This is a genomic window from Micromonospora qiuiae, from assembly GCF_016863555.1.
Taxonomy (GTDB): Bacteria; Actinomycetota; Actinomycetes; order Mycobacteriales; family Micromonosporaceae; genus Micromonospora; species Micromonospora qiuiae.
Window position 1 is genome coordinate 1 of sequence record NZ_BOPC01000139.1, and the last position, 8063, is coordinate 8063.

Annotated in this window: 9 protein-coding genes, 1 tRNA gene and 1 other RNA gene; 4 read left to right on the forward strand and 7 right to left on the reverse strand. The window is 71.3% G+C overall.

What is annotated here, in order from left to right:
* Positions 1-127: 127 nt before the first annotated feature.
* From Vqi01_RS29570 to Vqi01_RS29585, 4 genes are read right to left on the reverse strand one after another with little or no spacing between them, the layout of a single operon-like run.
* A complete protein-coding gene (locus Vqi01_RS29570) occupies positions 128-658 on the reverse strand; it encodes a thioredoxin domain-containing protein (protein ID WP_204038430.1) in 531 nt (176 codons plus the stop codon).
* A 38-nt stretch (positions 659-696) separates the two neighbouring features.
* On the reverse strand, positions 697-1254 hold the full coding sequence (locus tag Vqi01_RS29575; protein WP_204038431.1) for a hypothetical protein: 558 nt from the start codon (positions 1252-1254) through the stop codon (positions 697-699).
* A gap of 43 nt (positions 1255-1297) precedes the next feature.
* A complete protein-coding gene (locus tag Vqi01_RS29580; protein ID WP_204038432.1) occupies positions 1298-1501 on the reverse strand; it encodes a DUF397 domain-containing protein in 204 nt (67 codons plus the stop codon).
* Complete coding sequence (locus Vqi01_RS29585; RefSeq protein WP_307825226.1) at positions 1498-2190, reverse strand: DUF5753 domain-containing protein; 693 nt, start codon at positions 2188-2190, stop codon at positions 1498-1500. Before Vqi01_RS29585 ends, Vqi01_RS29580 begins: the two co-directional genes overlap by 4 nt.
* Positions 2191-2618: 428 nt before the next feature.
* Here Vqi01_RS29585 and Vqi01_RS31185 point away from each other — a divergent pair, with 428 nt between their 5' ends.
* Positions 2619-3059: an hnRNP-L/PTB family RNA-binding protein gene (locus Vqi01_RS31185; protein WP_239098765.1), complete on the forward strand. Its 441-nt coding sequence runs from the start codon at positions 2619-2621 to the stop codon at positions 3057-3059.
* On the forward strand, positions 3056-3298 hold the full coding sequence (locus tag Vqi01_RS29595; protein ID WP_204038433.1) for a flavin reductase: 243 nt from the start codon (positions 3056-3058) through the stop codon (positions 3296-3298). Before Vqi01_RS31185 ends, Vqi01_RS29595 begins: the two co-directional genes overlap by 4 nt.
* A 154-nt stretch (positions 3299-3452) precedes the next feature.
* Here Vqi01_RS29595 and Vqi01_RS29600 read toward each other — a convergent pair whose 3' ends face one another.
* The 3 genes from Vqi01_RS29600 to Vqi01_RS29610 all read right to left on the reverse strand — a co-directional run bounded on the left by Vqi01_RS29600 (position 3453) and on the right by Vqi01_RS29610 (position 5446).
* The gene (locus tag Vqi01_RS29600; protein ID WP_204038434.1) at positions 3453-4598 is read right to left on the reverse strand and encodes a hypothetical protein; all 1146 of its coding nucleotides are present in this window, start codon (positions 4596-4598) and stop codon (positions 3453-3455) included.
* Positions 4595-4936: a PadR family transcriptional regulator gene (locus Vqi01_RS29605; RefSeq protein ID WP_204038435.1), complete on the reverse strand. Its 342-nt coding sequence runs from the start codon at positions 4934-4936 to the stop codon at positions 4595-4597. The genes Vqi01_RS29600 and Vqi01_RS29605 overlap by 4 nt, the downstream gene beginning before the upstream one ends.
* A 425-nt stretch (positions 4937-5361) precedes the next feature.
* Positions 5362-5446: transfer RNA gene (locus Vqi01_RS29610), tRNA-Ser, on the reverse strand.
* Positions 5447-5527: 81 nt separating this feature from the next.
* On the opposite strand from Vqi01_RS29610, the gene ffs reads away from it, so the two are divergent.
* Together ffs and Vqi01_RS29620 are read left to right on the forward strand one after the other, a co-directional pair.
* An RNA gene (gene ffs / locus Vqi01_RS29615) (signal recognition particle sRNA small type) lies at positions 5528-5617 on the forward strand.
* A 236-nt stretch (positions 5618-5853) separates the two neighbouring features.
* Positions 5854-8063 (forward strand): DNA polymerase III subunit gamma and tau (locus Vqi01_RS29620; protein WP_204038436.1); only part of this gene is annotated, 2210 nt, incomplete at its 3' end.

An 8063-nucleotide genomic window follows, 5' to 3' on the forward strand; every position in this document is an offset into this window, starting at 1 on the left:
GTAACACCTACTGCCGGTCGCTCTAACTGTCGCTGGTGCCTTGCGGACCGGCTGGGCGTTTTTGCGTCCGAGATCTTGGTGCGAAAGTGCCCTTGGAGGGGCGCTCGCGGTCCAAGATCTGTGGCGGTCAGCAGGGGGAGTGGCCGTCGAGGAAGAGGCGGTGGGCCCAGCTGGCGTAGCCGGCGATGATCTTGCGAACCGTGCGGCCGTCGTGCAGGAAGAGGTACGCGCGATCGCCGTCGCGGGCGAGCAGGCCGTCGAAGCGGTGCGTCCCCTGTGGAGCGTGGAGGGAGCGTACCCTCGGGTAGCTGGCCTCGACCTCGGCGATCGGCGTGCCGGCAGTGATCCCTTCCGGGGTCTGGACCGGGTCGCCGGCCCAGAGCAGCACCAGCCGGCCTTCGATGAAGATCGGGCTGATCATGTCGTGCCCGGCAAGCGTGGGACCGCAGGCGTCGACGTCCGTACGCAGAATGCCGCGCCTGGTCAGCTCGCTCTCGGTGTCGCCGAAGCCCACGTCGGCGAGGCCGTCGAGGCCGACCACGGTGACCGACGCGACGGGCTCGTGCACGCCGATGGTGTCCGGTGACATGGGTCCGCTGCCCGATGCCGAGGCAGCCAAAAGCAGTACGGCAATGAAGCCGAATTGTCGCAATCTCATCTGATCCCCCACTCCCCAACGTGACGGGAGCGGAAGGGTTATTGCCGGTCCTCCCACTCGTCGGCCAACTCGTCCCAGTAGTCGGCGCTCAGCCCGCGCCGCCCGTGCGCGAGCCAGCCGGCGGTGCTCCGCTCGACGTGCAGACCCAGCTCGGCGAAGGGATCGATCCACCGGCCCGGCTCCGCGCCCAACTCGACCAGGGCGGCGTTGATGGGCCACTCCGCACGCGGCCCGTCGAAGGCCGCGTCGAAGCGCGGCCCCCAGGCCAGCATCCCGCCCAACCAGACCACCGCCGCCTGGCGCCCGGCGCCACGGGCGAACTCCGCCTCGACGTACGCCACCGGCCCGCGCTGCGACCAGCGCCCCAGCACGTCGGTGAGCGCCGGGGAGAGAATGAGCGCGAAGGGCTGCTCCGGACCCGGTTCGTCGAGCGCGTAGTCGGGGGGAGTGCCGGTCAGCTGCTCCACCAACTGTGGGGTCACCGGCAGCAGCGCGAAATCCTGCCGCAGCTCGCCGAGGACGGCATGATCCAGCTCGCGGGTCTCCTCACGCAGCAATTCGGCGTCCGCGACGATCGCGCTCAGCTGGTAACTCACCCGGCGTCCACAGCCTGTGGATAGCACATGTGTGCGACGGCGGTCAGCGCTCGGCGCGCAGCCCGTCGACGAAGGCCCGCCAGGCGGCTGGAGTGAACGCCAGCGCCGGCCCGCTCCGGTCCTTCGAGTCGCGTACGCCGACCACGCCGGGCAGGTTGCCAGCGACCTCGATGCAGTTGCCGCCGTTGCCGCTGCTGCGGCTGCTCTTGCACCACTGGGCGTCGTGCAGGTCCTGGGTATCGTTCATTGCCATGACTCCGCCACTTCCCTGATCAGATCGACAGACTGCCACTGGGAGAGGGTTTCACCGCGCACGTTCTCCCATGCGGCCAGTATCGCCGCGATGTCGGCCTGTTCGCTAACCACTTGGCCCTGGAGTTGGTTGTCCAGGTAGCCGGCGATGCGGTGATCTGCTGCGGTGGCCAGCACGAACGGACCGTTCAGTCCGGCGTATTCCCCCACTGTGGACGGCACCACATACACCCGGATGTGCGGCTGGCCGGCGGCATCGGCGAGGGCAAGCAACTGCTCGCGCATGACGGTTGGGCCGCCGACTGGGCGGCGGAGCACCGACTCGTCCAGGACGGCGGTGAGTCGCGGCGGTTCCTCCCGCTGCAGAATCAACTGGCGGGACATTCGGTGGGCAACCAGCCGTTCCACCTCGTTGCGAGGGATCAGGCCGCCACCCGCGAGCACCGCGCGGGCGTACGCCTCGGTCTGGAGCAGGCCCGGGACCACCATGGATTCGAAGGAGCGCAGGGTCGTCGCCTCGCGTTCGATCTCCTGCCAGGGGCGGAACCAGACCAGCGCACGACGCCGCGAAATGTCCGGCCAAATGTCCGAGACGTTTTTCTGTAGCGCGTCTGCCGCCGTGAGCCGGTGTCGGGCGTGCGGGATTCGGTCAGCTGTCTCGTCACTTGCGCGAAGTTGGTGCATAGACGGCGTGGCCGGTGGAGGTTCGTCCCCCTGACCCGGCGGTCACGTACGTCGGGGGCCGCCGTCGGGGCGGCAGCCACGGCGGCCCCCATCCACCACACAAAGCACTGTCGAGCTGACAGCACAGACGACTCACCGTGATCCGGCTACCTGGGCACCGGGGGTCGCGACCGGGGAGCGAGATCGGGCCGACCCCCGCTCTCCTCGCCGCCGATCTTGCACTTTCGGTCGGCTATTCGCACCTCTTGTCAGTGTTTGAGTCGACCAAAAGTGCAAGATCGCCGGAAGGAGGGGGCGGGGTGCGTGAGCCCTGTGTCGGTCGGCTCGGCGGGTGAACGGATCGAGGTGAACCTGTGTCGCACAAAGCCGCGCGCCCCGGGCGGGACGGAACAGCTGGGCCGCGCCAATCCGGGTGCCGATGTGGTGGCGTGATCGCGCCGGGCGAGGAGTATGTGTTGACCCGTGCGGCGTCGCCGCAGTTCGCCAAGCCGATCACGGTGCGGGTGATCCGCGAACGGACCGATCGGCGCACCTACCACGGCTGGACCTGGATCGAGGCATATCAGCTCGACGGGCGCGGCGACGCGACAGAGCGCCGAGAGCTGTACGTGATGCCGGCCGGCCTGATCCGCGCCCGCCCCACCCCGGCACGGGATGACCGGGTCCGCCCCGACGCAACCCCGCCGCCGGGCAGCCGGGTCGGCCTCGGCTCAGCCGTGCCGCCGGCCAGCCGGGTCCGCCACGACCCAACCCCGCCGCCGGCCAGCCGGGTCGGTTCCGGCCCAGCCGTGCCATCAGCCGGTGGGGTCGAGTCCGGCCCAACCGGGACGCCGGTCGGCGTGCCCACGCGTCGGGTTCCGGGCCGATGAGTCGACGTGCCCGGGAGCATGCGCCGTCGCGTCCGACCTGGCGCTGCCGGGACTGCGGGATCGCGTGGCCGTGCAGCGCGGCCAAGTTGCGGCTGCTCGGGCAGTACCGGGAGGACCGGCCTGGCCTGCTGATCCACCTCGCGGCGCTGCACGAGGAGGCCGCCGCGCAACTCGGTGACGTCACGTCTCCGGTCGGCCTGTTCGACCGCTTCGTGTCCTGGGCACGTGTCCGGGGGTGAGGAGGCTGTCCGCGTACCGCCGAAGGAGCCGGACCCGGCTGCCAGCGAAAGCGGCGGGCGGAGCGAGCCCTGGCCGCTCGCCGGAGCCGTGGTGTGACCAGAGGCCGCCGTGTCACCGGCGGCCCCTGTCCCCGTGTCGTTCAGTGCGGTTTGCTCAGCTCGCCGCGACCTCTGGTTGCGGTGGTTGCTCGCCGGGTCGGGCGACGAGAACCGCGGCGACGGCGGCCACGACCCCGGCGATGCTCAGCCCGAGGACCAGCCAGGACGGGCCGAAGGGGTAGTACTCGCCTGGGGTGAAGGCGCTGTGCACGGTGAGCGCGGGGGAGTCCGTGGCGCTGCCGTCGCGGAACACCCTCATGGCGTTGCCGTACAGCGCGACCGCCGGCAGCGCCAGCGTCAGCAGGGTGATCCCCCAGAGCGCGGCGGCGGTCACCCGCCGTCCGGGCGCTGCCGCCGCAATCCGGTACGCGACGGCCGCCGCGATCAGCCAGCCGACGACCAGCCCGACAGCCGTGCCGACGACGACCAGGGGCAGGAACGCGGGGGTACGCGTCGGCCCGGCCCAGATCATATGGTGGCCGTCGTCCCATCCCCGAACGTGGACGATCAGTCCATCCGACCCGGCGGTGAACTGCGCTCCGCTCAGCCTGGTCTCGGTCTCGGTCCCGTCTTCGTGGACGGTGAAGCTTGCGCCGGAGACCGGCGTGAGCCCGGAGACCGACCAGCCGTCGGCGGCGAACCGCTGCCGAACCTGCTCGGCGTCCCAACTGCCGCCGCCGTGAGTGGTCAACGTGGCGCTTTCGGCTTGCCAGGGCGACGCACTGCGATGCGGCAGTAGCTCGCCCTGCGAACCGCCCGCCTGCTGCATGAGTCGGGCCATGGCGGCGTCGTCGGGGAGGTCGGCGAAGGTCTGTGCGCCCAGCCACGAGCCGGCGGCGGCGCCGAAGCCGCCCATGGTCAGTGCGGTGAGCAGCGCCGCGAGTGCCATGATCGGTCGGCCGGCGGGCAGCCGGAACCGTAGCCGCAGGCCGCTGGCGACCAGGTGCAGTGCGTCGCCGATGCGAGGCCGGCGCTGCCCCGGTGCTGCCATCTCCAGCAGGGTGGTCACCAGCTCGGTGCCGTGCCGGTGCCGGTGTCGGCGTGGGTAGGCGAGCAGCAGTCTGCGATACCCCCGCTCCAGCCGGTCGTCGGCCACCGGCCAGGCGGCGGTGTGGTCGGCCGGCGGCCAGGCGGCGTGGCTGCGGTCGCCGGTCGCCGCGGCGGCGATGCTGGGGTCATCGGCCGGCCAGGCGGCGGTCATCGGGTCACCAGGCCGAAGCTCAGGGCGTCTCCGAGGCGCTTGCCCAGCTGGATCTCGGCTGCGGTGGCGTGCCGGCGCAGCCGCTCGATCTGTGCCTTCAACGCGGTGGCTCCCGGATCGCTGAGCCGGTAGTAGCGGCGCAGCCGGCCCTCGACGGCCTCCTCCCGGTCGACGGTGACCAGGCCCTGCTCGGCCAGCCGGTCGAGGGCGCCGTAGAGGGTCCCCGGCCGCAGCTTGACCTCGCCGCCGGAGAGTTCGTCGACCGCTCGGATGACCCCGTAGCCGTGCAGCGGCTGTGCGGCCAGTGCAGTGAGGATCAGAAAAGTGGGTTCCTGCATGGAGTCGATAGTACGGCCGCCGTTATATACCGTCAACCGTTCATGCGTGCCGCTGTTCGTGCTGCTGTTCCTGCCCTCAAGACAACGCGCAGGATGTCGCACCTCGTGGTCTACGCACGAGATGCCGCAACTCGCGGCCTCAACGGGCCCGGACACCCCGACATACCGCAACTCGTGTCGCTCACCGGACGGGATACCGCGACATACCGCAACTCGCGCCCACCCGATCAGCCCGAACACCCCGGCACGCCGCATCCCGCGTCGCCCACCACCCCAGGGAGACAGACATGGATCACCAACCTCGTCGCCACCACTTATTGCCGGTCTCTCTGAGTGAGACGACAACTGGGACGAGAGCCACGTAGAGACGACGGAAGGGCCAGCCCCTTACCGGGGCCGACCCTTCCGTTTGCTGCTCAGACGAGCGGAGGATACGAGATTCGAACTCGTGAGGGTGTTAACCCAACACGCTTTCCAAGCGTGCGCCCTAGGCCTCTAGGCGAATCCTCCGTGAGACAGGATACAGGGTGTCGCTGCCACGCCCACCCCGCCACCCTCTGAAGATCGACGACGGGTCGGGTAGGCTTGTGTCACCTCCCGTGCGGCGGTATCTCGTGAACCTCCCCAGGGCCGGAAGGCAGCAAGGATAAGCGAGCTCTGCCGGGTGCACGGGGGGCCTTTTTGTCTCACGCCTTCGTGGCTCGCGGTGATGGCGGCGTGATCGACTCGCGATGGTGGCGGTGATCGACTCCACGCCGGCGATGTGGGGGTGTCCCGAGCGCGCCGATGCCGCCAGTCCGGCGGAACGGAGTTGATCACACGGCCCCTGGTCGTCGGCGGGGAGCGCCCGGCGGGGTGGGTGGTCAGGTGGGCGTGGGCGGGGCGAGAATGGCGCGGTCGAGAGGAGGCGGTACGCCGTGGCATTGGCGCTCTACCGCAAGTACCGGCCGCGTACCTTCGCCGAGGTCATCGGGCAGGAGCACGTCACCGAGCCGCTGTCGCAGGCGCTGCGCAGCGGGCGACTCAACCACGCGTACCTCTTCTCCGGCCCGCGCGGCTGCGGCAAGACCTCCAGCGCCCGCATCCTGGCCCGTTCGCTCAACTGCGAGCACGGCCCCACCCCGGAGCCCTGCGGCACCTGTGACTCGTGCCGCTCGTTGTCTGGTGACGGGGCCGGTTCGATCGACGTCATCGAGATCGACGCGGCCAGCCACGGTGGGGTGGACGACGCCCGCGAACTGCGCGAGAAGGCATTCTTCGCGCCGGCCAACAGCCGCTTCAAGATCTACGTCATCGACGAGGCGCACATGGTCTCGTCGGCCGGCTTCAACGCCCTGCTCAAGCTGGTCGAGGAGCCCCCGGAGTACGTCAAGTTCATCTTCGCCACCACCGAGCCGGAGAAGGTCCTCGGCACCATCAAGTCGCGGACCCACCACTACCCGTTCCGGCTGATCCCGCCGAAGGTGCTCCGGCCCTATCTCGAGCAGCTCTGCCAGGCTGAGGGGGTGCAGGTCGAGCCGGCGGTCTTCCCCCTCGTCGTGCGGGCCGGTGGCGGCAGCGCCCGGGACAGCCTCTCCGTACTCGACCAGCTCATCGCCGGTGCCGGCCCGGACGGCGTCACCTACGCCCGGGCCGCCGCGTTGCTCGGTGTCACCGACTCGGCGCTGATCGACGAGATGTGCGACGCCTTGGCGGCCGGGGACGGCGCCGCCGCGTACGCCACCGTCGACCGGGTCGCCGAGGCCGGGCACGACCCCCGCCGGTTCGCCTCCGACCTGCTGGAACGCCTGCGCGACCTGATCGTGCTCCAGCAGGTGCCGGACGCCGCCGCCAAGGGCCTGATCGACGGGCCGGCCGACCAGATCGAGCGGATGACCGGCCAGGCGGAACGCCTCGGGCCGGGCACCCTGTCCCGCTGCGCCGACATCGTGCACGACGGCCTGGTGGAGATGCGCGGCACCACCGCACCCCGGCTGCTGCTTGAGTTGATCTGCGCCCGGATGCTGCTGCCCGGCGTCGACGACTCCACCGGCGGCCTGCTTCAGCGCCTCGAACGCATGGAACGCCGGCTCACCCTCACCGGCACCGACGCGCCGCCGGCCGCCGCCGACTCCGCGCCGAACATCACCGCCCCGGCGGTACGCACCCAGCCTCCCGCCCCGCCCGCGGCTGCCGCCGCGACTCCGACTGCCACCGCCGGCGAGCCGGCGGCTTCCGGTGCCCAGTCCGGGGCGGCTGCCGCGCGGGCCGCCGCCGCGAGCGCCGCTGGCCGAAGTGCGGCCAGCGCCGGTGTGCAGTCCGGGGCGGCTGCCGCACGGGCCGCTGCCGCGAGTGTCGGTGTGCAGTCCGGGGTGGCTGCTGCACAGGCTGCTGCCGCGAGTGTCGGTGTGCAGTCCGGGGTGGCTGCTGCACAGGCTGCTGCCGCGAGTGCCGGTGGCCCGACCGGGGTGCAGGCCTCCCGCCGTCCGGTGCCCCCGTCGGCCGTCATGCCCGATCCGGCCACTCCCGAGCCGCCCCGGCCGGGTGCGGCGAGACCGGCCGCGCTCGACGCCGCCGCGGTGCGCCGAATCTGGCCTGAGGTGGTCGGCAAGGTCGGCCGCAAGAGCAAGAAGGTCGCCGCCTGGGCCCGCGAGGCCACGGTGCGCGAGGTCGACGGCCAGACGCTGGTGCTGAGCTTCCGCTACCCGTTCCACGCGCAGGCCCTCTCGAACGAACCCGACCTGCTGATCGAGTCGCTTTACGAGGAACTGGGTGAGCGCTGGCAGATCCGGTGCGAGGTGGCCGGTGAACGTGGTGGGGTTTCCTCCGGCAACTCCGGTACCGGGTCGGGGCCCGGCCCGGCGCCGTCCCGGCCGGTGTCCGCTGCCACCACCGGTGGGCGGCCCGGCGCCGCGACCAAGCAGCCCGGCGGCCCGCCCGGAGCGGACCGGAGTACCGGTGTGGGGAGCAGGTCATCGGCGGCACCCTCTGCCGGTGACGTGACCTCCGGAGAGAACGACGAGGGCTGGCCGGAGGCGGCGCGGCCCGGTGGTGTGAGTTCGGGGCAGGGCGAGGAAGGTTGGCCGGAGGCGGCGCGGCCCGGTGGTGTGAGTTCGGGGCAGGGCGAGGAAGGTTGGCCGGAGGCGGC

Excerpts from the sequence above, each read along its gene's own strand:
- Vqi01_RS29585 (WP_307825226.1), bottom strand. The coding sequence starts at position 2,190 with ATGCACCAACTTCGCGCAAGTGACGAGACAGCTGACCGAATCCCGCAC.
- Vqi01_RS29580 (WP_204038432.1), bottom strand. The coding sequence starts at position 1,501 with ATGAACGATACCCAGGACCTGCACGACGCCCAGTGGTGCAAGAGCAGC.
- Vqi01_RS29570 (WP_204038430.1), bottom strand. The coding sequence starts at position 658 with ATGAGATTGCGACAATTCGGCTTCATTGCCGTACTGCTTTTGGCTGCC.
- Vqi01_RS29595 (WP_204038433.1), top strand. The coding sequence starts at position 3,056 with ATGAGTCGACGTGCCCGGGAGCATGCGCCGTCGCGTCCGACCTGGCGC.
- Vqi01_RS29600 (WP_204038434.1), bottom strand. The coding sequence starts at position 4,598 with ATGACCGCCGCCTGGCCGGCCGATGACCCCAGCATCGCCGCCGCGGCG.
- Vqi01_RS29605 (WP_204038435.1), bottom strand. The coding sequence starts at position 4,936 with ATGCAGGAACCCACTTTTCTGATCCTCACTGCACTGGCCGCACAGCCG.